This is a genomic window from Paraburkholderia kururiensis, from assembly GCF_034424375.1.
In the GTDB taxonomy this organism is placed as follows: Bacteria; Pseudomonadota; Gammaproteobacteria; order Burkholderiales; family Burkholderiaceae; genus Paraburkholderia; species Paraburkholderia kururiensis_A.
Genome location: NZ_CP139965.1, coordinates 3,885,016 through 3,907,477 on the forward strand (window position 1 = coordinate 3,885,016; position 22,462 = coordinate 3,907,477).

Consider the following 22,462-nt stretch of genomic DNA (forward strand, 5'->3'; position numbering starts at 1 on the left):
GCCAACTTGGACAACATGGCCAGTCGCTATACCGCAACCCAATCGGCCGACAGCGTTTCGGCCTGCGACAGCACCGTATCCGTCGCTTCCTCTTGCCGGTCGGGCGGATACTTGTAGCGCTTGAGTAGCGTCTTGACCATCACGCGAAGCTTCGCGCGCACGGTTTCCCGCTTCGCCCAATCGACCGTGACCGAGCCGCGTAACTTCACGACCAGCTCGACCGCGATTTTCTTGAGCGTGTCATCGCCAAGTTCGCGCACGGCCGCCTCGTTGGTTGCCAGCGCATCATAAAAAGCCATCTCGTCGCTATTTAGCCCCAGTCGCTCGCCGCGTTCAGCGGCCTCCTGGAAAGCCTTGGCCATCGCGATAAGCTCCTCGATGACCTGCGAAGTCTGCACCGTGCGGTTGTTGTAGCGCGTCAGGCTCTGCTGCAACAGTTCCGAGAACTTCGCGCTCTGCACCACGTTGGTCTTGAAGCGCGACTTGATGCGGTCTTTCAGCAGACGCTCCAGCAACTCGACGGCCAGGTTACGCTGCTTCATGTGCCGCACGTCATCGAGAAACGCTTCGGACAACACGCCGATGTCCGGGCGTTTCAGCCCTGCCGCCGAGAAGATGTCGATAACCTCGTCACTGACCACCACGCTGCTGATGATTTGCCGCAGCGCATGTTCCTTCTGCTCGTCAGTCAGCGTTTTATTGACGTTCTCGCTCTTGGCGATGGCGGCTTTGACCGCCTGAAGAAAGGCCAACTCGTCGCGGTACTGAAGCGCAGCATCAAGCGTACAGCACAGTGCGAACGCCTGGCCCGCAGCCAGGACAGCATCCGCAAAGCGTTTCTTCCCGTCCTTCTGCCCGAGCACGTGGTCGGCTACGGACGGCAACAGTTGCCATGCCTGAGTGCGGAACGTCGTGTAATCGACGCCGTGCAGCAGGTCGTGCAGCACGTCCATCTTTTCCATCAACACGGCCAGCGCTTCGCGCGCGTCGATGGTCGGCCGGCCGCGTCCGTTGGCCTGTGTGTAAGTCGCCAGCGCCGCTTTCAGCTCGTTCGCAATGCCGATGTAATCGACGACCAAGCCACCCGGCTTGTCTTTGAAGACCCGGTTGACGCGCGCGATGGCCTGCATCAGGTTATGGCCCTTCATCGGCTTGTCGATGTACATGGTGTGCATACACGGCGCATCGAAGCCCGTGAGCCACATATCACGCACGATAACGAGCTTGAACGGGTCAGACGTGTCCTTGTACCGGAGTTCGAGCTTCTTGCGGATGTCCTTCGGGTAGATGTGCGGCTTGAGCATTGCCTTGTCGGATGCCGAGCCGGTCATCACGATTTTGATGACGCCTTGCATCGGGTCGTCGCTATGCCACTCGGGGCGCAGCGCGACGATGGCGTTGTACAGGTGCACGCAGATGTCGCGGCTCATGGCGACCACCATTGCCTTGCCGTCCATCGCAGCCAGGCGGTTCTCGAAGTGAGCCACGATGTCGGCGGCGATTTTCTGGACGCGTGGCGGTGCGCCGACAATCTTCTCTAACGCAGCCCAACGGCGCAGCGTGGCAACCTTCGATTCGTCGGTGGCCTCGTCTTCGGTCAGCTCGTCTACCTGGTCGTCGAGGTCGTCGGTGTCGGCCTCTTTCAGCTCCAGCGCTGCCAGACGACTTTCGTAGTAAATCGGCACCGTCGCGCCGTCCTTCACGGCCTGCTCGATGTCGTACACATGCACGTAATCGCCGAACACGGCGCGGGTGTCGCGGTCGTTCAGTTCGACCGGGGTGCCGGTGAACGCCACGAACGTAGCGCCCGGCAGGGCATCGCGCAGATACTGTGCATAGCCGTATCGCACGGCCGAGCTAGCCGATGCCGCACCATCTTTGCCGGCATCCGTTAGGCGTGCATCGAACCCATATTGACTGCGATGCGCCTCGTCGCAGATGACGACGATGTTGTGCCGTTCGGAGAGCACCGGAAACGTGTCCTCGTCCTCGCCCGGCGTGAACTTCTGGATGGTCGTGAAGATGATGCCGCCCGACGGGCGGTTGGCGAGCAGGCGGCGCAGTTCGGTGCGCTTATCGGCCTGCACCGGCGTTTCACGCAGCAATTCGCTGGCTCCAGCGAATACGCCGAATAGCTGGTTGTCGAGGTCGTTGCGGTCAGTGACGACCAGGAGCGTCGGGTTCTGCATTTCCGCACTGGCCATCAGCGCACCGGCCAGGCAGGTCATTTCGATGCTCTTGCCCGCGCCCTGCGTATGCCAGACGACGCCGCCCTTGCGCGAGCCGCCGGGAGCCGAGGCGTGCAGCACGCTATCGACGACTGCTCGTACCGCGTGGAACTGGTGGTACGCGGCAACCTTCTTGACGAGCGCGCCTTCGTCCTCGAACAGGATGAAATGGTGCAGGTAGTCGAGCAGGTAATCGCGGCGGAACAGGCCGCGCGTGAGCGTTTCGAGTTCGCGCATCGTGCCGAGCGGGTCGGTTTCCCGGCCGCCGATGGTGCGCCAGGCCAGGAAGCGTTCCTTGCTCGACGTGAGCGAACCCATGCGGGCCGTGGTGCCGTCGGAGATAACCTGTATCGCGTTGGCGTAGAACAACTCGGGAATGTCTTCCTGGTAAGCCTGAAGCTGATTCCATGCGCCCCAGATGTCGGCGTTCTGGTCGCCGGGGTTCTTCAGCTCGACCACGACTATAGGCAGACCGTTGAGGAATAGCACGACATCGGGACGGCGGGTTTTCTTCGCGCCCTGGATGCTGAACTGGTTCACGGCCAGCCAGTCGTTCGCGGCCACATCGGAGAAGTCGGCCAGGCGCACACGGTCGCCGCGCGTTTCGCCGTTCTTCTGGAACTCGACCGGCAAGCCATCGACCAGCCAGCGGTAGAGCTGGCGATTGGCGTTGACGAGGCCGGGGACGTTCGGATTCAGTACATGGCGCAATGCGTCGTCGCGCGCACCGGGCGGGATATGAGGGTTGAGCTTCGCAATAGCGGCAGCCAGGCGATGACCCAGCACGACATCGCGGTACGTGTCGCGTTCGGTGCCGGGCGTCTTGCTATCGGGCGGGGAAATGTCTGGACCGTTGGCCGTTTGCCAGCCGAGGTCGGCCAGCCAGCCGAGCATGGCCTGTTCGACTGCATCCTCAGTGATGCCGCTCATGCCAGCGCCTCGTTCAGTTGGGCTTCGGCTTCAGGGAGTCGAAGCTTGCCAGAGACGAGGCGCGGCAACAGTGTGTCCCGAAGGTCGGTCAAATTCTTAACCATCCGCCGATTCTCGCCGACTTTGGCAAGCAATACCTCGGCAAGGCGGGTGAACGCCTCGTAGATGTCACTCGGTGCCAAAACAAGTGCGAGCGCCGCCACTTGGTCCGCCTTGACGCGCTGATGGCTGTTTGAAGTGCCGGTAACCAAGGTTCGAACCGATGCGGCGAACGATGGACAAGTCAGCGTGCAATAGAGGACTTCGACGCTAGCATTCGCTTTCGCTACCCACGGTAGAAATTCGGTTGAGCAGACAGCTCTATCGCCTACGCGCGATGGGAACCAAACGCGTGGGATATGCGGATTCAACTTCGACTGCAGGACGGCACCAGTTGGTACGCGTGTTTTGTTGCTCTTAATTGCTTCCCCAAGCTCAAAAACAGGAAGCTGCGAATCGTCAAAGGCCGGCAGACTGTAGTGCTCAAATATATCGGCAGGCGCGGTCATCGGGCTTATCGAACCCTTCACCAATTCGGCAACGTCACCAAAAATCCCTACTCGCCACCCCTTTGGAATTTCGCCCAATTCAGAATTCTCGAACGAATTCGGAAACAGCGCAGCCGTTTCGGCATCCATGCCTTCCGGCTCACGGCCTTCGGCCTTCGCTCGCACCGGGTCGAAGTCGATGAACCAGCTTTTGAACAGTGCCTGGGCGATGGATTCGAGGGTGGCGTTGGTTTGGCGCAGAAGGTCGATGCGGTCGTCGAGTGAACGAAGTGCAACCGCGATGTCCCGCTGCACATCCACCGGCGGCATAGTAACCTGTGCCTCATGAAGATGATTTCGATTTACTCCCGGGACGGCAGCCTTATCCGAGAACGCGAGAAAATCGAAAATCTTCAAGAAATAATGAATATAGCTTGGGTCATTCCCTTTGAAATCTCGGACGTAAAGCGTCGTATTCAACGGCCAAAAATCATCTTCAATATAGAAAACTTGACCGAGCGTTCCATATCGGCCCGTGACGACCCCCGGCCCTTTGACCATCGCCACATTGTGTGAGTCGATAATACCAGATGAGGATACAAGTGGTATCGCTCCCTTTACTCGCTTTGCTTGCGGTAGGTCATAACCACGTTTCAGCTCTATAAAGTCGCCCAAACGGCCCGAATGCCATTCAGATTGCATACCCAAGCCCCGCAAGTTTCTCGCGAATCACCGCATCCAGCACCGCTCCTTTTGCCATCTGCTCGGCCAACTGTGCAGTAAGGAGCCCCATCTTCTCGCCGAACGCCTCCTCATCGTCTTCAGTTTCTTCCGCACCGACATAGCGTCCCGGCGTGAGCACATACCCGTGCTCGGCAATCTCGGCTACCTTCACCGACCGGCAAAATCCCGGCACATCGGCATACGGCTCGTCGGACCCGTCCTCACCATCCGCACGCCAGCGATGTACGGTCGAAGCAATGCGCGCGATGTCCTCGTCATCGAACACACGCACCACGCGCGACGCCATGCGCCCGAGCTTGCGCGCGTCGATAAACAGCACCTCGCCGCGCCGGTCTCGGCTCGGCTTGCCACCAGGAACCGGCGTCCCGCTCTTGTCCTTCGCGAGGAACCACAGGCACGCCGGAATCTGCGTATTGAAGAACAGTTGCGGCGGCAACGCAACCATCACATCGACTACGCCGGCCTCGACCATGGCGCGGCGAATCTCGCCTTCGCCGCTCTGCGAGCTGGACATGCTGCCGTTGGCCAGCACCACGCCTGCCTGCCCGCGCGGACTCAAGTGATGCAGGATATGTTGCAGCCACGCATAGTTTGCGTTGCTGGCCGGCGGCACGCCATACGTCCAGCGTCGGTCGTCGGCCAGCCGCTCGCCGCCCCAATCACTGATATTGAATGGCGGATTGGCGAGCACGTAGTCGGCACGCAAATCGGGGTGCTGGTCGCGATGGAAAGTATCTGCCGGCTCCTTGCCGAGGTCGGCCGCGAAACCGCGAATCGCCAGGTTCATCGCCACCAGCCGCCAGGTGGTTGGATTCGCTTCCTGGCCGTAGATGCTGATGTCGTCCGCCTTGCCGCCGTGCGACTCGATGAATTTCTCGGACTGCACGAACATCCCGCCCGAACCGCAGCAGGGGTCATATACGCGCCCCTCGTGCGGCGCCAGCACTTCGACGAGCACACGCACCACCGAGGCCGGCGTGTAGAACTGGCCACCTTTCTTGCCTTCGGCCGTCGCGAACTGGCCGAGGAAGTATTCGTAGACCTCGCCAAGCAGGTCTTTCGCGTGATGGCCTTCGCCGAAACCGACTGTCGAAATCAGGTCCACCAGTTCGCCGAGCTTGCCCGGTTCGAGCTGCGTGCGACCGAAACGCTTGTCGAGGATGCCTTTGAGGCTCTTGTTATCGGCCTCAATAGCTTCCAGCGCAGAATCAATCCGCACGCCGATGTCCGGCTGCTTGGCTTGCGCGCGGATGGATTCCCACCGCGCGGATGCCGGCACCCAGAACACGTTCGCCATCGTGTAGTAGTCGCGCTCCTCCAATGCTTCAGCATGGTCGGCAGCATCGGGCAGATACAGGTCGTCTTCCTGGTTGGCGAACGCCGCCGCGAGCTGCGCGCGGCGCTCGTCGAATGCATCGGAGATGTACTTCAGGAAAATCAGGCCGAGCACGATGTGCTTGTACTCGGCGGCATCCATCGACGAGCGCAGCTTGTCGGCTGCGGCCCAGAGGGTTTTCTTCAGGTCTTGGTTCACTGGCAGGGCGGAATAAGGGTCTCGGCCAAGATAATAGTCCCATCGGATGGGACTCGTCATGCTTGTCGCACTGCCTCGGCCGATATTCCCATCTGACGCGTCAACCCCGACACGGCTTCACAAAACCCCGACGACTGCCGATATACGGTTTTGGGCCATGTTGGCCAACTTGTCCAACGTCCCGAAGCTGGCCACGTTGGACAAGTTGAAATCTGATACGTGAGGGAAATGTGTATAGCCTGACAAACCGCCCGAACGATGGCGGCCAATTCGTCAATTTGTGGGAGCTGTTGAAGCAAATCGAGCAAGCGGAAATGGCATACATCGACGGTGCAGCGCACTGCCTGCTCGCTTTTCTGAACGGTGAGCCGGCAGGCCTTGACCACGTGCGATGCCGCAACGAGTCGGGGATTCTGCTCCCTATCGATACCGATACCCGGCTACGTTTGTTGAAGCAACTCAATCTCGTCGCAAGCCACTGCACACTTTTTGATGCTGATGGAATGCCGAACGATAGCGCACAGCCCGCCTTCGAGCAGTTCATCTTCTATACAGCCGAAATCTACCCGCGGCTGGCTTCCCACGATATTGCGGTTTCTCTGCCCGGCGACAGCGGCTCGGACGAGCGCCTCTTCCCGAATGGCAAGCGCATCCCCGGCTGGATATTGGCCTACGACCATCAGCCCTGGGTTTCGGGTGACCGGGCGATAAAAATTCTCATGGCCCACCTAAGCGATGCCAAGCTCATGCTGCCCAAGTACGAAGACATGTACTGGACATGGGAAACCGCGCTCTCCGATGCCATTGCACGTACAGCCATTTCCGTGACAACGATTTCCGGCAAGCAGATGCTTTCGCACATCGACATCAGCGCCTGGTGCAAGCAGCACGGCTATGCGTGGCCTCTCGAAGCGCCCGCCAACGCCCCGGTCGAGACCGCCCCTGTCGGGACTGGTGCAGAGGATTCGCAGTCGTCGGAACCAAGTGCCACGCCCCGACCATTGCAGCAACAGGTTTTCCAGGAACAGGAAATCCTGCGGGTTCTGGCGGAATTCGGACACGACCCACTGAACTTGCCCAAATCCCCTGCCGGGCAGCCAGGCGTCAAGGCCGAGGTTCGCAAGAAGCTGAACTGGCAAGGCTCCACGACGTTCGACAAGGCATGGGAGCGATTGAGACGTAACAAGGAACTCGCCGACGCCCGGTAGCCTCCCCCGTGCCCCGTCCCCCAAGTTGGGGGAGCGGGGCACGCTTGTGGGGGACGGTATAGGGGTAAATCTAATGCGTATCACCCCAACGAAACGCCGAACGGCGAAAGGTGATACAGATGAACGTCAATCAGTCCCCGGCAATGTTTGCCGTCCGCCCCTTCCTCACGACCGAGGAACTGGCCACGCTGATGTGCGTGCGCCCGCAGTCCATCCGCAAGCGCTACATGGAAACCGGCAGCTATCACGGCGTGCGCCCGACGAAGCTCCCGAATCGCTTCCTCGCGTGGCCGAACAATGCCGTTCAACAGCTCATGGGCGAGGTGGCAGCATGAATCTCGTCACGTCCATCGCACAACGCCCGGCAAACACGAATCCGCTGCCGGCTCCTGCAAACGCCCGCGCCTCCGTAAGCGACGGGGTGCTTACGGTCAGCGCTGCATCGCTGTCTCCGCTGCCCGTCAAGTGGCTCTGGAATGGCTATCTGGCCCAAGGCAAGGTGTCCCTCCTGGCAGGCGAGCCGGGCACTGGTAAAACGACTCTCGCCATGTCTATGGCCGCGATTGTTTCGCGCGGTGGAGAATGGCCCGACGGTACCGTAGTAGAGTCGGGCAACGTCCTCATCTGGTCGGGCGAAGACGACCCGCAAGACACGCTGGCCCCCCGGCTGATGTCTGCTGGTGCAGACCTGAACCGAATCCATTTCGTCACAGCTACCCGTGTCGAAGGCAAGGTACGTCCCTTCGACCCAGCTCAGCACATGTCTGAACTTAAGGAAGCGTGCGAACAAATCGGCAATGTCCGGCTGATAATCCTCGACCCCATCGTGTCCGCCGTCTCGGGTGACAGTCACAAGAACACGGAAACTCGTCGCGCGCTGCAACCCGTCGTCGAACTGGCCATGAGCATCGGTGCTGCACTGCTCGGCATCACGCACTTCAACAAGGGCAAGCAAGGTACCAATCCCGCAATGTGGCTCAACGGCTCGGTCGCTTTCACTGCGGTAGCACGCGTCGTCATGATTGCAGCCAAGGTGAAACGCGACGGCAGCGAGGACGTTCGTGTTTTCGCACGCGCCAAATCGAACATCGGCCCTGACGGCGATGGCTTCGAGTATCAAATCGAGCAGTCTGAACCCAAGCCAGGCATTCCGACGTCCTGCATCGCATGGGGCGAACAGCTCACCGGCTCTGCACACGACCTGCTCGCCAGCAAGGGGGGCGACGGTGCGCGCGGCGGCGGCGCAGCGAATTCCGCACGCGAATTCCTGAGCAATCTGCTCAACGGTGGCGACCTTCCGGCCAAGACCGTCGAAGCCGAAGCGGAAAGCGCCGGCATCGCTCTGCGCACCCTGCGGCGCGCGTCGGACGCTATGCGCGTCGAAAAGTACAAGGGTAAAGACGGCAAGTGGTACTGGAGCCTGTCCGAGTCGGCCAACATGGCCAACATGCTTCACGCAGCCAATGAGGCGTGAAGACAACCGCCGAGCCGGAAACTGACCGGACTGGGCGGTTGCTGCGGCCGTATAACCGCGCCGTGGCCTCATCCTCTTTGGCCCGCAGCGGATTTGCACCTCGATACCACAATTACAGCCCCGTCCTACCCGTAACGCGTGATGGCCAGAAGCGCGCTGCATCACGCGGCCGCGCTTGATTGGCGCAGACAGTCATAGGGCTACTGCACGTCCAGTCCAGCCTGCTGGCGTGAATACCTGCACCCAGGCCGCCGATTTGTGGCGACCTGATATTACCGAAACGCGTTTCCCACGAAACCGTATAGCGCATCAATAGCCCATGTTGCGTATCTTTTGCACCATTCCTGGCAAGCCGGTTTTCATAGAATCCCTGTGACAGCATGCTATTTCACTGAAACGCGATGTCCGTGAAATGGTACGTGTCATCCACGAAGATTATCAGGCGCTTTAGCAATTCCGCCGACCAGCCGGATTTCTCCAGCTCGCGCACAAGACGAAGACGGAATGCCGGCGTGCAGATGAAGATGACTCTCGCCCAATGCAACCCGTCGAGCAATACCGGGCCATCTGCCCGATTGGCGTCCTCATGGACGGCGTTCAGGAATGTGTGCAGCTTGGCCCTGTCGCTGGCTCTACGGCGTGACTTCTCGACCTCCACCCACCAGACGCGCCCATCCGCTTGCAGCAGCACGTCGGGTTTCTTGTCTGCGATGCCTTGCTCGCCACCGAGCCATTTCCCGACTGCGATTTCGCGTTCGGTCGAGACGCGGAATCCGGCCACGATACTGGCGAGCGCAACGTCGTTCGCAATGCTCCGATGGCGGAACTGTGCCGAACTGAAGCGCCGCACCAAGTCCTTTCCAGACACAGCCGGCACGCCGAGTTGCACGAGTCGGCGCGCGCCGGCTTCAGCAAGCGCGTAAACCAAGCTGCCGTCAGGTGCGCGTGCCCGCAGCACCTGATGCGCCAGATACAGCCGGCGCAGTGTGCGTTGCGCCATCAGCCGGGCCGATGTACTCGGCATCAGCGGCCGCATGTCCGGCTCCCCTACCGGCTTGCGCAGCCAGGGTTGCCAGAGCAGCGCCCCAAGCGATTTCGTCGGCAGCCAGCCGAAGCGATTGAGCGCTCGCAGCACGCGCACCTCGTTCTGGCTAGCCGTAATCCGGCCATCCGGCGCTGTCACGGGTATGTCTCCGATGGTTTCAACATATCCGTATAGCGCGTGACCGCCCGTATGTCCCCCTGTATGCCCGGGGTCATACAGGGGGAACGAAGCCGCTTTCGCGGCAGGGCCACCATCCCCTTACGCGCCCTGTACGGTCGCACGGGGATTCGTCGGGCTGGACGCCCGCCGTGTCCTTAAAACCAGCGCCCCACGCTGCGCGCGGGCAAGGTACTCATCCGTCTGCGCTGGACGCTCCGCCGGCTCCGGCTGGTGGCCTACGGTCGATGACCTGACTACCTTGCCCGCGCGCAGCGTGGGGCGGGGCTTCGCCCCCAAATCATTACCGGTCACTGGGGTGCCCTCTGCACGTTGGGACGCGCAGCAATGATTCGGCTCCCCCGGCGCGCACTTGACCCGCGTGGGCGCGAGTGCAATTGCGTGTGCTGCGGCTGGGCGCCTTGCCCCACATCGCGATGCGATGCGGCTCCCCTACGTAGCCGGCCCATTGGCCGACCACTGCGCGCCTCCGGCTTGCGGGTCACGCACGCTGCGCGTGCAAAGGTCGCGTGCGCGCGTGTCCACTGGCCCCGTTCGCCCGCGACGCCGGTGCTGTCGCGACGGCTGCCTGCCGCCGTTCTTCCCTGCTTCTTAGCCCAAACGGATGACTGTACGCCAGGCGTGCCGCCGTACAAGGTTGAACGCTACGCGCACGCTCCTCACCCGGTTCCTTCGGACTGCGGCTTCCGGACGTGACCTTGCACGTCGTCCCTGTTGCCTGTCGTCGCAGTGCATCAGGGCGAAGCAGAGGGAAGAACGGCGGCAGGCAAAGCGCCACCCCACGCCGGCACCGGGAACGGTTCGGGGGCTCTGCATCAGGAACCCGGTCAGCTTTTGGGAGGCGAACACCATGCAGGACAACACAAACAACCCCGACGACGTTTTCGGCAAAACGATTTCGACTTACACCCGCGCTCAGGCGATTGCTGATGGCGTGCTGGTCGATGTAAGCGCTATGGCGCGAGAAGCCGGTTTTCGTATCCCGGTTGCGCTGACATCAGCCGTATGGGCGGATTGCGTGGCATGGACCGACGCCGACAGCGGAAGAGGTGAAAGCGGTCGGCTTTGGGATGTGCTCTGGATGGGTGCCCTAGCGGCAAAACGCGCACGTGGGACGCAGCGTATTGCATTCGAGCTGAACCGCGTTCCGCGCGACGGCCGTACTACACAGCCTCGCCCCGTCGTGCTGAACCTGCACATCGGCCCCGGCGACAACGCCGAGCCAGTTATCACGATTCTGATGCCCAACGAAGACTGAGTTTCCTCTGCCTCGCCGATGACGGCGGGGCGTTTTCCAACCGCTCAACAAGGAGAGCGCTATGACTTATCACATCAACCCAGCAACCGGCTTGCCGATGACCGGCGACGATTACTCTGGCGTAGACGTTGGAGGGAACCCATACGGCGCGCAGCTCGACTCGCGCCAGCCCTGGTCAGCGCCCTTTTGGGATGTCATGTAACCGAAACGACGTTGACCGGGATTGAGGAAATCCGGTTACACAGCGGTTACATGAGCCGCAGAAATGAACAAGGGGTTACAAGAAAAATCTCGTAACCCCTTGTTTTATATGGTGCCGGCTGCAGGACTCGAACCCGCCACCTGATGATTACAAATCAACTGCTCTACCAGATGAGCTAAGCCGGCGTAAGACCGCGATTCTACTTCATTTCACGACCTTGAGGTGTCCGCGGCCGCCCTTCCCGCCGTCGTCGCCGTTGTTGGGCCCCGGGCCTTCTCCAGTTTCGGCGACATCCGGATCGCGTGCCTCAACGCCTGCGGCCGCACCTTGCTCGCCATTGCCGGCCGGGACTTCGTCCAGCACATCCTCTTCCTCGGACGAGAGCACGGCGTCGGCGGCGCCGCCAGCCGGTGCATCGACGGGAAACGCCATGCCCTGGCCGTTTTCACGTGCGTAGATGGCCAGTACATTGGCCACCGGCACCTCGATCTTGTGCGACTTGCCGGAAAAACGCGCGTTGAATTCGATCAGGTCATTGCCCATCTGCAGTTGGCTCGTGGCCTGGAAGCTGATGTTCAACACGATCTCGTTGTCCCGCACGAACTGGCGCGGCACACGGGTGCGGTTATCGACGCGCACAGCGATATGCGGTGTGTAGCCGTTGTCGGTGCACCATTCGTACAGCGCCCGCAGCAGATAAGGCTTCGTGGAAGTCTCTTGCATCAACAATCCTTTTGCGAGGACAGCGGCAGCGCCCCGAATACCCGCTGGCCACATGGCAGCGGGCTGGCATTCGGCGGCGGCGTTGCCGCCCCTGCCGTCCCGCCGGTCAATCAGCGGCGCATCACCTTTTCGGAAGGCGTCAGCGCTTCGATGTAGGCCGGACGGCTGAAAATGCGCTCCGCGTATTTCATGAGCGGCGCGGCGTTCTTCGAAAGCTCGATGCCGTAGTGGTCGAGGCGCCACAGCAGCGGAGCGATGGCCACGTCGAGCATCGAGAACTCTTCGCCCAGCATGTACTTGTTCTTCAGGAAGATCGGCGCGAGTTGCGTCAGGCGGTCGCGAATCGCGAGACGCGCCTTCTCGTGGTTCTTCTCCGCGGCCTTGCCCTTTTCGTTTTCGAGCGTGCCGACGTGCACGAACAGCTCTTTCTCGAAGTTCAGCAGGAACAGGCGCGCGCGTGCGCGCTGCACCGGGTCGGCCGGCATCAGTTGCGGGTGCGGGAAGCGCTCGTCGATGTACTCGTTGATGATGTTCGACTCGTACAGAATCAGGTCCCGCTCCACGAGAATCGGCACCTGACCGTACGGATTCATCACGGCGATGTCCTCCGGCTTGTTGAACAGGTCGACATCGCGGATTTCGAAGTCCATGCCCTTTTCGAACAGCACCAGCCGGCAACGCTGGGAGAACGGGCAGGTAGTGCCGGAGTACAGAACCATCATGATTTACGTTTCCTCAAAAAACTCAAAGGCCAGCGCCCGAAAAAACCGTCCAGCTGGTTTTTTCCTACGCCGGCCCCACGTCGGTCAGGACGTGACTATTTGATCTCTTTCCAGTAAGCGGCGTTCAGTCGCCAGGCAAAGAAGCTCAGCAGGCCGAGGAAGAGCAGTACCCACACCCCGATCTGCCTGCGCGCCTTCTGCTGCGGCTCGGACATCCACGACAGGTACGCCACCAGGTCCGCCACCGCAGAATCATAATCCACCCGCGACATCGTCCCCGGCGTGAGCGGGTCGTAGCCCGCAAAGCGGTGCACCTTCTCGCCCGTGCGTTCGTCCACCACGTCCTCGAACTTCGCCGCGCGCTGCCCCTGCAGCTGCCACAGCACATTGGGCATGCCCACGTTGGCGAACACCAGGTTGTTCCAGCCCGTGGGCCGCGTCGGGTCACGGTAGAAGCTGCGCAGGTACGTGTACAGCCAGTCGCGCCCGCGTGCCCGCGCCTCCACCGACAGGTCCGGCGGCGCCGCCCCGAACCACGCCTTCGCGTCCTCGGGCCGCATGGCCACCGTCATCGTGTTGCCCACCTTGTCCGTGGTGAACAGCAGGTTCGCCTGGATCTCCTTCTGCGCAATGCCGATGTCCTGCAGCCGGCTGTAGCGCATCAGGTTCGCACTGTGGCAGTTCAGGCAGTAGTTGACGAACAGCTGCGCCCCATGCTGCAGCGAGGCAAGATTTTCGCCGTTATCGGGCGCGCGGTCGAGCGGAATATTCTCCTGCGCCGCCACCGGCGCCGGCACTGCCGCCACCAGCAGCGCCAGCACCAGCGCAGCCGATGCCGCGCACGCACGCGCAAACCCTGCAAGCAATGTCTTCATGTTCAGTTGTCCTCGCTCGCAGTTAATGGGGCTTGTACCGCACCCGCTCCGGCGGCTCTTTGAACGTGCCCAGCCGCGTCCAGAACGGCATGCCGAGGAAGAACGCGAAGTACACCAGCGCGCACACCTGCGCGATCAGCGTGGCCGCCGGCGACGGCGGCTTCGTGCCGAGGAACGCCAGCGTCAGGAACGCCAGCACGAAGATCCCGTAGAACACCTTGTGGAAAAACGGCCGGTAGCGGATCGACTTCACCGGCGAGCGGTCCAGCCACGGCAGGAAGAACAGCGACACCACCGCGCCGCCCATCACCACCACGCCCCAGAACTTCGACTCCGTCAGGTACATCGCCACGATCACCAGCACCGCGAGCACCGGCAGCCCCAGCCGCCATTTCCCGCGCGCGCGTACCAGCGCCAGCAGCCCCAGCAACCCGATCACGATCATCAGCACGATCTTGAACGGGTCCGTGGTGGCGCGCAGCATCGCGTAGAACGCCGTGAAGTACCACACCGGCGCAATCTCCGGCGGCGTCTGCAGCGGATTGGCCGGAATGAAGTTGTTCGCCTCCAGGAAGTACCCGCCCATCTCCGGCGCGAAGAACACGATCGCGGCGAACACCATCAGGAAGATGCACACGCCCATGAAGTCGTGCACCGAGTAGTACGGATGGAACGGGATGCCGTCCAGCGGGCGCCCCTGCGCGTCCTTCTTCGCCTTGATCTCGATGCCGTCCGGGTTGTTCGAGCCCACCTGGTGCAGCGCGATCAGGTGCACGAACACCAGCCCCAGCAGCACCAGCGGAATCGCGATCACGTGGAACGCGAAGAACCGGTTCAGCGTGATGTCCGAGACCACGTAGTCGCCGCGGATCCACAGCGACAGGTCCGGGCCGATGAACGGAATGGCCGAGAACAGGTTCACGATCACCTGCGCGCCCCAGTACGACATCTGCCCCCACGGCAGCAGGTAGCCGAAGAACGCCTCGGCCATCAGGCACAGGAAGATCGCGCAGCCGAAGATCCACACCAGCTCGCGCGGCTTGCGGTACGAGCCGTACAGCAGCCCGCGGAACATGTGCAGGTACACCACCACGAAGAACATCGACGCGCCCGTGGAGTGCATGTAGCGGATCAGCCAGCCCCACGGCACCTCCCGCATGATGTACTCCACCGAGCCGAACGCCAGCGTCGCGTCGGGCTTGTAGTTCATCGTGAGAAAGATGCCCGTGACGATCTGGTTGACCAGCACCAGCAGCGCCAGCGAGCCGAAGAAATACCAGAAGTTGAAGTTCTTCGGCGCGTAGTACTCCGACAGGTGCGCCTTCCATGTCTCGGTCATCGGGAAGCGCCGGTCGATCCAGCCGGCGAGGCCCGTCGTCTCCACCTCGTGTTCAGTGCCGCCCGCCATTTACGCTTCTCCTTTTTCGTCCCTGCCGATCACCAGTTGCGTGGCCGAGGTGAACATGTAGGGCGGAATGTCGAGGTTCTGCGGCGCGGGCTTGTTTTTGAACACGCGGCCCGCGAGGTCGTAGGTCGAACCGTGGCAGGGGCACAGGAAACCGCCGGGCCAGTCGTCGGGCAGGTTCGGCTGCGCGCCCTCCTGGAAGCGCGGCGTCGGCGTGCAGCCCAGATGCGTGCACACGGCCACCGCCACCAGAATGTTTTTGTGGTCCGCACGCGAGCGGAACTCGTTCTTGCAGTACTCCGGCTCGGGCATCGAAAAGGGATTTTTGCTCTGCGGGTCGGCCACCTCACCGTCGGCTTTCTGGATGTCCGCCAGCATGCGGTCAGTGCGGTTCAGGATCCAGACCGGCTTCCCGCGCCAGGCCACCGTCATCATCTCGCCCGGCTTCAGGTTGCCGATGTCCACCTCGACCGGCGCACCGGCCGCACGGGCCTTCTCCGATGGTGCAAACGAACTAACGAAGGGTACGACAGTGGCTACGCCTCCTATGCCACCTGCTACGGACGTCGCTATCAGCCACGTACGCCGGCTGCTGTCGACGCGGTCATCTTCTTTGTCTCGCATCACATCGCCCCACTTCTGAGTTGGATTTTTTCCGTCACGTCGTTCTACCGCCGCTAGTTTGCTCGAATGGAGTCGCCATTTACAAGGCCCGGCCTCCAAAAAGCGTGCGAAGTACTTGAAAAATCAGGGTTTTCCCGCACGCATAGCAAACTTTTTCTATCTCCTTTTTAAGCGTGTTCTCCGTTTCGGTAATTTTTTGTCGCCAATCAGACGGGATTATGGATATCGATAAAGACATGCTCGATGTCGAATGCCTCGGACAAATGCGTACCGAGCGCCTGTACGCCGAAGCGTTCGGTGGCATGGTGCCCTGCGGCAACGAACGCGACGCCGCTTTCGGCAGAGGTATGCGTGGTCTGTTCGGAGATTTCGCCCGTGAGGTAAACGTCCGCGCCTGCCTCGATGGCCGCGTCGAAGTAGCCCTGCGCGCCACCCGTGCACCAGGCGATGCGCCGCAGTTCCCAGTCCGGGTCGCCCAGTACGAGCGGCGCCCGGCCCAAGGTGTGCTCCACCTGCGCCACGAAATGCGCGAGGGTGACGGGCATGGGCAACGTCGTCATCCAGCCGATGCCGTTTTCACCGAAGCGCGTCTCGCCGATCAGGCCAAGCCGCGCACCCAGTTGCGCGTTGTTGCCGTACTCGGGATGGTCGTCGAGCGGCAGGTGGTAGGCGAACAGATTGAGGTCGTTGGCGAGCAGCGCGCGCAGGCGCCGGTATTTGCGGCCCGTGATTTGCGGCTGCTCATTGCGCCAGAAGTAGCCGTGATGGACGAGCAGCGCGTCCGCTCCCCACTCCAGCGCGGCCTCGACGAACGCGAGCGACGCGGTAACGCCCGTGGCAATTTTCTCGATACGGCGCCGGCCTTCCACCTGGAGCCCATTCGGGCAATAGTCCTTGAACCGCGCAATATCGAGAAGATTGTTCAGATACAATTCCAGTTCGATGCGATCCATATAATTCCTCTATCTTCAGATGCTTAGACGCTTTTGGCTGTTTTTCGCCCAGGCGGTAACGGTATTGCTCGCGCTGATGTTCATCATCGCGACGCTGAAACCGCAGTGGCTGCAGCGTCAGGGACAATTCGGCAAGCAACTCGCTGCGCCGATTGTCGCGTTGCGGGAAGTGGCGCCTGGCATCGGCAACGGCCCGGCACAAGGCTCCTATGCCGACGCGGCCCAGAGGGCGATGCCCGCCGTCGTCAACGTGTTTTCCAGCAAGGACGGCTCCCTGCCGCCGGACCCGCGCGCCAAAGACCCGCTGTTCCGCTACTTCTTCGGCGACCGCAACAACAGCCGCAAGCAGCAGGACCAGCCGGCGGCGAACCTCGGTTCGGGCGTCATCGTGAGCCCGGAAGGTTACATTCTAACGAACCAGCATGTGGTGGACGGCGCCGACCAGATCGAGATCGCGCTCTCCGACGGACGCACCACCACCGCGAAAGTGATCGGCGTGGACCCGGAAACGGACCTCGCCGTGCTGAAGATCGATCTGCCGAATCTGCCGGTCATCACGCTGGGACGCATGAACCAGACGCGGGTAGGTGACGTGGTGCTCGCCATCGGCAACCCGTTCGGCGTGGGCCAGACGGTGACGATGGGCATCGTCAGCGCGCTCGGCCGCAATCACCTCGGCATCAACACGTTCGAGAACTTCATCCAGACCGACGCGCCTATCAACCCCGGCAACTCGGGCGGCGCACTCGTCGACGTGAACGGCAACCTGCTCGGCATCAACACGGCCATTTACTCGCGTTCGGGCGGCTCGCTTGGCATCGGCTTCGCCATTCCGGTTTCCACGGCGCGCAGCGTGCTGGAAAGCATCATCACCACGGGTACCGTGACGCGCGGCTGGATTGGCGTGGAGCCGCAGGACGTGACGCCGGAAATTGCGGAGTCGTTCGGTCTCGACCAGAAGTCCGGCGCAATCGTGGCCGGCGTGCTGCGCGACGGTCCGGCGGACAAGGCCGGCATCAAGCCCGGCGACATCCTGCTCAGCGTGAACGGCGAAGAGATCACGGACACAACGCGGCTGCTCAACGTGATCGCGCAGATCAAGCCGGGCACGGACGCGAAGGTGCACCTCGTGCGCAAGAACCGGCCTCTGGACCTCGATGTGATGATCGGCAAGCGGCCTCCGCCGCCGAAGCAGCAATCCGATCAGGACGATGGGTCGGACGACGGGGGCTGAGATCTGACGGAGGCCAGAGGGCAGCCTGCGTTGCCGCCCTCAACCGCCGAAGAACCTCAGTTGGCCGCTTCGCTGCTATCGGCAGCCGGCGTGGGCTTCGAGACAAAGAGCCGCGCGGCGATAATCCCCGCCTCGTACAGGACGATCAGCGGCACCGCGAGGATCAGTTGGGAAAAGACGTCGGGCGGCGTCACGACCGCGGACACGACGAATGCGCCCACGATCACGTAAGGCCGGATTTCCTTCAGCTTCTTCACCGTCAGCACACCCATCCGCACCAGCAGCACCACGACGATGGGCACCTCGAACGTCACCCCGAACGCGAGGAACATGGTGAGCACGAAGCTCAGGTAGTTGTCGATGTCGGTGGTCATTTCCGCGCCGAGCGGCGCGTTGTAGTGCGCCATCACGCGGAAGATGGTGGGAAACACCACGAAATACGCGAACGCCATGCCGCACAGAAAGAGCGAATAGCTGCTCACCACCAGCGGCGCCACGAGCCGCTTTTCGTGCTGGTAGAGTCCGGGCGCGACGAACGCCCAGATCTGGTACAGCACCACGGGCAGCGCGATGACGAACGCGACCATCATCGTCACCTTCATCGGCACGAAGAACGAACCGGTGACGTCGGTGACGATCATCTTTCCGTCTTTCGGCAGGTTCTGCATGAGCGGCCGCGCGAGCAGCTTGAAGATGTCCGGCGCCCAGTAGACAAGCCCGATGAACACGACGATGACAGCAATACCGGCCCGGATAATGCGGTCACGCAGTTCGACGAGGTGGGAGATGAAGGTCTCTTCAGTGCCTTCGTGCTGATTATGCTGGGGGTCGCTCACACCGGCCCTCGGTTGGAGATGGTCGCTCGGGACATCAGAAGAAGAAGCGCGTAGGGCGGCGCAGGCTTTCGGGCGTGTGCCGTGCGACGCGCGCGGCGCCCGACTGCACTCGCGTGCGGCGCAGCGTGGCGCGTTTGTACCAGACCGGCGTGGCAGTCGTTTTGACGCGCCAGCTCTTGCCGCCCCGGCTACGCCTCGATCCGCCCGAAGCCGCCACGCTGCTGTTCCAGAAGCCGCCGCCGAGGTTGCCACCGGTACTGCTCGGGTTGTCGCCGCCTAACGCAGCCGGATCCGCACCGCCCGCCACACTCGGCGAAACGGACGTGCCCGCGTTCCAGGCCTCGTTCAGCTCGGTTTCGTGTTTGCGCAGATTGTCGTGGATGGTGGTCTCCACGTTCTGCGCCGCCTTTTCAAACTCCGTCTTCATGCGACGCAGTTCGTCGAGCTCGATTTCGCGCGTGACTTCCGCCTTCACGTCGTTGATGTAGCGCTGCGCGCGACCGAACAGCGCGCCGGCCGTGCGTGCAACGCGCGGCAGCCGCTCAGGCCCGAGAACAACGAGCGCGACGACGCCGATCAGCGCCATCTTGGTGAGACCGAGGTCCAGCATGAATGGAAGCTTCCGTCAGCCCGGAACAGGAAAGGGAAAAGAACGCGCGCCCTGGAGGCGCGCCGTGCGAAACCTTAGCGCGAGTCGCCCGAACGCGCTTTTTCCTTCGCGTCGACGTCCACCGTGTTCGATTCCGGAAGCTCGCGCTTTTGCGCGTCCGAAGGCGCGTCGGCGTCGCGCATGCCTTCCTTGAAGCCCTTCACCGCACCGCCCAGATCGCTACCGATGTTGCGCAGTTTCTTCGTGCCGAACACGAGTGCCACGATCAGCAGAACAATCAGCCAGTGCCAGATACTCAACGAACCCATGATCAAAACTCTCCTTAACCCCGCTGCCGCGCTTGGGCGCGGCGATTGACGATCCGGACGGTTGCCGGACCTGGAGCCTCGAACGCTCCTTCAATGCTCTTTTTGCTGGACGCAGCCATCATGCCCAACGCACGTGTACGCATGGTGTCGGGCCTTTGCGGCCTGCTTAACCCATTCGCTGCCACGGGCGCGGCCCGGCGAGAATGTGCGCGTGCAGATGGTATACCTCCTGCCCTCCGCCTGGACCCACGTTGACCACCGTGCGGAAACCGGTTTCACCGCCCGTGTACGACACGCCCAGTTCCTTCGCGATGCGTGCGACGAGCACGAACATTCTACCAAGCAGCGGCGCGTCGCTTTCGGTGCAATCGGCTAGCGTGGCGATGTGCTGGCGCGGGATCACGAGTACGTGCGTCTCGGCCGCCGGACGGATGTCACGAAAGGCGACGAACTCGTCGTCCTCGTAGACGCGGGTGCTGGGAATCGCGCCATCGGCGATCTTGCAGAAAAGACAGCTGCTGCGGTCGTGACTCATGGGTATTCCTGGTGCGCTAGGTGCACGCTTCATGCAAATGGGGACGGACGCAAGCTGGCTTGCAACGACCGGTCAGAACCACCCGCGCGGGTTCAGCAGGGGTTTGTTGTCGTACAGAAACAGCCAGCCCTTGATAATACGGTACAACGTCCAGATGGCGACAGCCCAGAGAATAGGAATGCCGATCACAACGATGATGAGCGCGACACCGATCAAGTGAGCGATCAGTCCCATCCAGAACGTGCGGATCTGCCACTCGAAGTGTTGTTCGTACGGCGTGCCGGCCACGTCGCCGCGCTTCAAATAATTGATGATGATCGCGACCAGCACCGAGATGCCGCCGGTGAGCCAGTACACGGCGTAGAGCGCGTAGAGAACATGCGTGAGCGTACGCAGGCTGCGCAGGCGGTCCGCTTCCAGCGCGTTGTGGTACGACGGGGGCGGATATCCGCCGGGCGATTGCTCCATCTTTGTCTCCCTGTTGCGGTGGCAAGGCGGTATTGAAGATGGTAGCAGCCGCGGGACGCCATGCATCCCGGCAGCGTCAACCCGACGTGTGCTTGCGGTGTGCTGCGCAGCGCTCGTGCAGAAGCAGGCGTCAGTCGCCGTTCTGCTCTCGCTCGCGGCTCTTGCGCAACGCCTTTTCCTCGAGTCCCGAAAGCCCTTCGCGACGTTCCAGTTCCGCGAGCACGTCGGCCGGGCTCAGGTCGAAATGCGAAAGCATGACGAGGCAGTGGAACCACAGGTCGGCCACTTCGCCCACGAGGCTCGCGGGCGCGCCGCCCTGACGCACGTCCTTGGCGGCGAGCACCACTTCGGTGGCCTCCTCGCCGATCTTCTTGAGCACCGCATCGTCGCCCTTGTGGAAAAGGCGCGAGACGTAGGAGACATCGGGATCGCCGCCCTTGCGGCTGTCGAGCACGGCTGCAAGGCGCAGCAGCGTGTCGGTGGTGGATTGCGTCATTTGTAGATGTGTTCGGGATCTTTCAGCACGGGATCGACTGCGACCCACTCGCCGTCGTCCGCGGTACCTTCGAATTTCTGGAAAAAGCAGGAGTGACGGCCGGTGTGGCACGCGATGCCGGAGACCTGCTCGACCTTGAGCAGCACCACGTCCTCGTCGCAGTCGAGCCGTACTTCGTGCACGTGCTGCACGTGCCCCGACTCCTCGCCCTTGAACCACAGCCGCTGCCGCGAGCGCGAGAAGTACACCGCGCGGCCCGTTTCGACCGTCTTCGCGAGCGCCTCCCGGTTCATCCACGCGAACATCAGCACGTCGCCCGTGACGGCTTCCTGCGCGATCACGGGCACGAGTCCGTTCGCGTCCCAGTGAACCTTGTCGAGCCAGCTTGCCTCGCTCGCCTTTGTTGCCGGTGCGTTCGTCACGTCACAACCTCACCGAAATGCCGCGCTCGGCCATGAAGCGCTTGGCCTCGCCCACGGTGTGCTCGCCGTAGTGGAAGATGCTCGCCGCCAGCACGGCGTCCGCGTGACCTTCGGTGATGCCGTCGGCGAGGTCCTTGAGGGATCCGACGCCGCCCGACGCGATCACCGGTACCGGCACCGCGTCCGACACGGCGCGCGTGAGCGCGAGGTCGAAGCCGCTCTTCGTGCCGTCGCGGTCCATGCTGGTGAGAAGAATTTCGCCCGCGCCGTGCTCGGCCATCTGCCGTGCCCATTGCACGGCGTCGAGGCCGGTCGGCTTGCGGCCACCGTGCGTGAACACTTCCCAGCGCGGCGTTTCGCCCTCTGCCGAGACACGTTTCGCATCGATCGCCACGACGATGCATTGCGAGCCGTACTTGCCCGTGGCGTCCCGCACGAGCTGCGGATTCGCCACCGCCGACGAATTCATGCTGATCTTGTCCGCGCCCGCGTTCAGCAGGCGTCGCACGTCTTCCACGGTGCGCACGCCGCCGCCCACGGTGAGCGGAATGAATACCTGCGAGGCGACCGCCTCGATGATCGGCAGGATCAGATCGCGCTGGTCGGAGGTGGCGGTGATGTCGAGAAAGGTGAGCTCGTCGGCGCCCTGCTCGTCGTAGCGTCGGGCGATTTCGACAGGGTCGCCGGCGTCGCGCAGTTCGACGAAATTGACGCCCTTGACCACGCGTCCAGCCGTGACGTCGAGACAGGGGATGATGCGTTTAGCCAGAGCCATGATCGATCTTGCCAGTGGTGAGCCACGCGGCGCTGTGCCGCTTGATGAGGCGTTGTTGAGGCGTTCGTTGTTGGAGCGTCTTCTCGGGCTTTTGTCCGGGCCTTGTCGGGGCATTCATGTAGGCCGCCAACGGCTGCCCGGAGCCCCTC

At 62.2% G+C, this 22,462-nt stretch carries 24 protein-coding genes and 1 tRNA gene; 6 read left to right on the forward strand and 19 right to left on the reverse strand.

The genetic code is table 11. The features are described 5' to 3' along the window. Positions 1-26 precede the first annotated feature (26 nt). From U0042_RS17345 to U0042_RS17355, 3 genes are read right to left on the reverse strand one after another with little or no spacing between them, the layout of a single operon-like run. The gene (locus U0042_RS17345) at positions 27-3,158 is read right to left on the reverse strand and encodes a type I restriction endonuclease subunit R (protein WP_114814053.1); all 3,132 of its coding nucleotides are present in this window, start codon (positions 3,156-3,158) and stop codon (positions 27-29) included. Next, positions 3,155-4,387, reverse strand: coding sequence for a restriction endonuclease subunit S (locus U0042_RS17350; protein ID WP_114814109.1), 1,233 nt, complete (start codon positions 4,385-4,387; stop codon positions 3,155-3,157). The genes U0042_RS17345 and U0042_RS17350 overlap by 4 nt, the downstream gene beginning before the upstream one ends. Further along, complete coding sequence (locus tag U0042_RS17355) at positions 4,377-5,963, reverse strand: type I restriction-modification system subunit M (RefSeq protein ID WP_114814052.1); 1,587 nt, start codon at positions 5,961-5,963, stop codon at positions 4,377-4,379. The genes U0042_RS17350 and U0042_RS17355 overlap by 11 nt, the downstream gene beginning before the upstream one ends. 314 nt (positions 5,964-6,277) lie before the next feature. Here U0042_RS17355 and U0042_RS17360 point away from each other — a divergent pair, with 314 nt between their 5' ends. The 3 genes from U0042_RS17360 to U0042_RS17370 all read left to right on the forward strand — a co-directional run bounded on the left by U0042_RS17360 (position 6,278) and on the right by U0042_RS17370 (position 8,645). After that, the gene (locus U0042_RS17360) at positions 6,278-7,171 is read left to right on the forward strand and encodes a hypothetical protein (protein WP_232833518.1); all 894 of its coding nucleotides are present in this window, start codon (positions 6,278-6,280) and stop codon (positions 7,169-7,171) included. 119 nt (positions 7,172-7,290) lie between these two features. Beyond that, positions 7,291-7,506 carry a DNA-binding protein gene (locus tag U0042_RS17365; protein WP_114814050.1) on the forward strand — a complete coding sequence of 72 codons (216 nt, stop codon included), beginning with the start codon at positions 7,291-7,293 and terminating at the stop codon, positions 7,504-7,506. Continuing rightward, positions 7,503-8,645 (forward strand): AAA family ATPase, encoded by a 1,143-nt coding sequence (locus U0042_RS17370; RefSeq protein ID WP_232833517.1) that lies wholly within the window; start codon positions 7,503-7,505, stop codon positions 8,643-8,645. Before U0042_RS17365 ends, U0042_RS17370 begins: the two co-directional genes overlap by 4 nt. Before the next feature lie 388 nt (positions 8,646-9,033). Here the strand turns inward: U0042_RS17370 and U0042_RS17375 are convergent, their stop codons facing one another. Beyond that, positions 9,034-9,828, reverse strand: coding sequence for a hypothetical protein (locus U0042_RS17375; RefSeq protein ID WP_114814049.1), 795 nt, complete (start codon positions 9,826-9,828; stop codon positions 9,034-9,036). 889 nt (positions 9,829-10,717) lie between these two features. On the opposite strand from U0042_RS17375, the gene U0042_RS17380 reads away from it, so the two are divergent. Both U0042_RS17380 and U0042_RS17385 read left to right on the forward strand, forming a co-directional pair. Further along, on the forward strand, positions 10,718-11,125 hold the full coding sequence (locus U0042_RS17380; protein ID WP_114814048.1) for a DUF6573 family protein: 408 nt from the start codon (positions 10,718-10,720) through the stop codon (positions 11,123-11,125). Positions 11,126-11,186: 61 nt separating this feature from the next. Further along, entirely contained in the window at positions 11,187-11,327 is a 141-nt protein-coding gene (locus U0042_RS17385; RefSeq protein ID WP_114814047.1) for a peptidase, read from the forward strand. Positions 11,328-11,436: 109 nt separating this feature from the next. Here the strand turns inward: U0042_RS17385 and U0042_RS17390 are convergent. The 7 genes from U0042_RS17390 to U0042_RS17420 form a co-directional block, all read right to left on the reverse strand. Then, positions 11,437-11,512 (reverse strand) — tRNA-Thr (locus U0042_RS17390). Positions 11,513-11,531: 19 nt separating this feature from the next. Beyond that, on the reverse strand, positions 11,532-12,050 hold the full coding sequence (locus tag U0042_RS17395) for a ClpXP protease specificity-enhancing factor (RefSeq protein ID WP_114814046.1): 519 nt from the start codon (positions 12,048-12,050) through the stop codon (positions 11,532-11,534). A 110-nt stretch (positions 12,051-12,160) separates the two neighbouring features. Next, positions 12,161-12,772: a glutathione S-transferase N-terminal domain-containing protein gene (locus U0042_RS17400; protein WP_006052302.1), complete on the reverse strand. Its 612-nt coding sequence runs from the start codon at positions 12,770-12,772 to the stop codon at positions 12,161-12,163. A gap of 95 nt (positions 12,773-12,867) precedes the next feature. Continuing rightward, positions 12,868-13,647, reverse strand: coding sequence for a cytochrome c1 (locus U0042_RS17405; protein ID WP_114814045.1), 780 nt, complete (start codon positions 13,645-13,647; stop codon positions 12,868-12,870). Positions 13,648-13,669: 22 nt separating this feature from the next. Next, positions 13,670-15,055, reverse strand: a complete 1,386-nt coding sequence (locus tag U0042_RS17410) for a cytochrome b (protein WP_114814044.1) — start codon at positions 15,053-15,055, stop codon at positions 13,670-13,672. Next, positions 15,056-15,676, reverse strand: a complete 621-nt coding sequence (gene petA / locus U0042_RS17415) for a ubiquinol-cytochrome c reductase iron-sulfur subunit (protein WP_114814043.1) — start codon at positions 15,674-15,676, stop codon at positions 15,056-15,058. Between the two features lie 206 nt (positions 15,677-15,882). Continuing rightward, complete coding sequence (locus U0042_RS17420) at positions 15,883-16,629, reverse strand: Nif3-like dinuclear metal center hexameric protein (protein WP_114814042.1); 747 nt, start codon at positions 16,627-16,629, stop codon at positions 15,883-15,885. Positions 16,630-16,648: 19 nt separating this feature from the next. On the opposite strand from U0042_RS17420, the gene U0042_RS17425 reads away from it, so the two are divergent. Beyond that, positions 16,649-17,863 carry a Do family serine endopeptidase gene (locus U0042_RS17425; RefSeq protein ID WP_114814041.1) on the forward strand — a complete coding sequence of 405 codons (1,215 nt, stop codon included), beginning with the start codon at positions 16,649-16,651 and terminating at the stop codon, positions 17,861-17,863. Positions 17,864-17,919: 56 nt separating this feature from the next. On the opposite strand, the gene tatC is transcribed toward U0042_RS17425, so the two are convergent. The 8 genes from tatC to hisF all read right to left on the reverse strand — a co-directional run bounded on the left by tatC (position 17,920) and on the right by hisF (position 22,313). Next, positions 17,920-18,699: a twin-arginine translocase subunit TatC gene (gene tatC / locus U0042_RS17430; RefSeq protein WP_114814040.1), complete on the reverse strand. Its 780-nt coding sequence runs from the start codon at positions 18,697-18,699 to the stop codon at positions 17,920-17,922. A gap of 34 nt (positions 18,700-18,733) precedes the next feature. Then, positions 18,734-19,309 carry a Sec-independent protein translocase protein TatB gene (gene tatB, locus U0042_RS17435; RefSeq protein WP_114814039.1) on the reverse strand — a complete coding sequence of 192 codons (576 nt, stop codon included), beginning with the start codon at positions 19,307-19,309 and terminating at the stop codon, positions 18,734-18,736. A gap of 74 nt (positions 19,310-19,383) precedes the next feature. Next, on the reverse strand, positions 19,384-19,617 hold the full coding sequence (tatA, locus tag U0042_RS17440; RefSeq protein ID WP_114814038.1) for a Sec-independent protein translocase subunit TatA: 234 nt from the start codon (positions 19,615-19,617) through the stop codon (positions 19,384-19,386). 166 nt (positions 19,618-19,783) lie between these two features. Then, entirely contained in the window at positions 19,784-20,152 is a 369-nt protein-coding gene (locus U0042_RS17445; protein WP_114814037.1) for a histidine triad nucleotide-binding protein, read from the reverse strand. A gap of 72 nt (positions 20,153-20,224) precedes the next feature. After that, complete coding sequence (locus U0042_RS17450; protein ID WP_114814036.1) at positions 20,225-20,620, reverse strand: DUF4870 family protein; 396 nt, start codon at positions 20,618-20,620, stop codon at positions 20,225-20,227. A gap of 130 nt (positions 20,621-20,750) precedes the next feature. Next, complete coding sequence (locus U0042_RS17455; protein WP_114814035.1) at positions 20,751-21,116, reverse strand: phosphoribosyl-ATP diphosphatase; 366 nt, start codon at positions 21,114-21,116, stop codon at positions 20,751-20,753. Further along, positions 21,113-21,538, reverse strand: a complete 426-nt coding sequence (gene hisI, locus U0042_RS17460) for a phosphoribosyl-AMP cyclohydrolase (RefSeq protein ID WP_114814034.1) — start codon at positions 21,536-21,538, stop codon at positions 21,113-21,115. Before hisI ends, U0042_RS17455 begins: the two co-directional genes overlap by 4 nt. Before the next feature lies 1 nt (position 21,539). Continuing rightward, complete coding sequence (hisF, locus tag U0042_RS17465; protein ID WP_114814033.1) at positions 21,540-22,313, reverse strand: imidazole glycerol phosphate synthase subunit HisF; 774 nt, start codon at positions 22,311-22,313, stop codon at positions 21,540-21,542. Positions 22,314-22,462: the final 149 nt, after the last annotated feature.

What these genes read in the sequence shown, in the direction of transcription:
- U0042_RS17345 (WP_114814053.1), bottom strand. Translation starts at nt 3,158, where the DNA reads ATGAGCGGCATCACTGAGGATGCAGTCGAACAGGCCATGCTCGGCTGG.
- U0042_RS17350 (WP_114814109.1), bottom strand. Translation starts at nt 4,387, where the DNA reads ATGCAATCTGAATGGCATTCGGGCCGTTTGGGCGACTTTATAGAGCTG.
- U0042_RS17360 (WP_232833518.1), top strand. Translation starts at nt 6,278, where the DNA reads ATGGCATACATCGACGGTGCAGCGCACTGCCTGCTCGCTTTTCTGAAC.
- U0042_RS17365 (WP_114814050.1), top strand. Translation starts at nt 7,291, where the DNA reads ATGAACGTCAATCAGTCCCCGGCAATGTTTGCCGTCCGCCCCTTCCTC.
- U0042_RS17370 (WP_232833517.1), top strand. Translation starts at nt 7,503, where the DNA reads ATGAATCTCGTCACGTCCATCGCACAACGCCCGGCAAACACGAATCCG.
- U0042_RS17380 (WP_114814048.1), top strand. Translation starts at nt 10,718, where the DNA reads ATGCAGGACAACACAAACAACCCCGACGACGTTTTCGGCAAAACGATT.
- U0042_RS17385 (WP_114814047.1), top strand. Translation starts at nt 11,187, where the DNA reads ATGACTTATCACATCAACCCAGCAACCGGCTTGCCGATGACCGGCGAC.
- U0042_RS17395 (WP_114814046.1), bottom strand. Translation starts at nt 12,050, where the DNA reads ATGCAAGAGACTTCCACGAAGCCTTATCTGCTGCGGGCGCTGTACGAA.
- U0042_RS17400 (WP_006052302.1), bottom strand. Translation starts at nt 12,772, where the DNA reads ATGATGGTTCTGTACTCCGGCACTACCTGCCCGTTCTCCCAGCGTTGC.
- U0042_RS17405 (WP_114814045.1), bottom strand. Translation starts at nt 13,647, where the DNA reads ATGAAGACATTGCTTGCAGGGTTTGCGCGTGCGTGCGCGGCATCGGCT.
- U0042_RS17410 (WP_114814044.1), bottom strand. Translation starts at nt 15,055, where the DNA reads ATGGCGGGCGGCACTGAACACGAGGTGGAGACGACGGGCCTCGCCGGC.
- petA (WP_114814043.1), bottom strand. Translation starts at nt 15,676, where the DNA reads ATGCGAGACAAAGAAGATGACCGCGTCGACAGCAGCCGGCGTACGTGG.
- U0042_RS17420 (WP_114814042.1), bottom strand. Translation starts at nt 16,629, where the DNA reads ATGGATCGCATCGAACTGGAATTGTATCTGAACAATCTTCTCGATATT.
- U0042_RS17425 (WP_114814041.1), top strand. Translation starts at nt 16,649, where the DNA reads ATGCTTAGACGCTTTTGGCTGTTTTTCGCCCAGGCGGTAACGGTATTG.
- tatB (WP_114814039.1), bottom strand. Translation starts at nt 19,309, where the DNA reads ATGCTGGACCTCGGTCTCACCAAGATGGCGCTGATCGGCGTCGTCGCG.
- tatA (WP_114814038.1), bottom strand. Translation starts at nt 19,617, where the DNA reads ATGGGTTCGTTGAGTATCTGGCACTGGCTGATTGTTCTGCTGATCGTG.
- U0042_RS17445 (WP_114814037.1), bottom strand. Translation starts at nt 20,152, where the DNA reads ATGAGTCACGACCGCAGCAGCTGTCTTTTCTGCAAGATCGCCGATGGC.
- U0042_RS17450 (WP_114814036.1), bottom strand. Translation starts at nt 20,620, where the DNA reads ATGGAGCAATCGCCCGGCGGATATCCGCCCCCGTCGTACCACAACGCG.
- U0042_RS17455 (WP_114814035.1), bottom strand. Translation starts at nt 21,116, where the DNA reads ATGACGCAATCCACCACCGACACGCTGCTGCGCCTTGCAGCCGTGCTC.
- hisF (WP_114814033.1), bottom strand. Translation starts at nt 22,313, where the DNA reads ATGGCTCTGGCTAAACGCATCATCCCCTGTCTCGACGTCACGGCTGGA.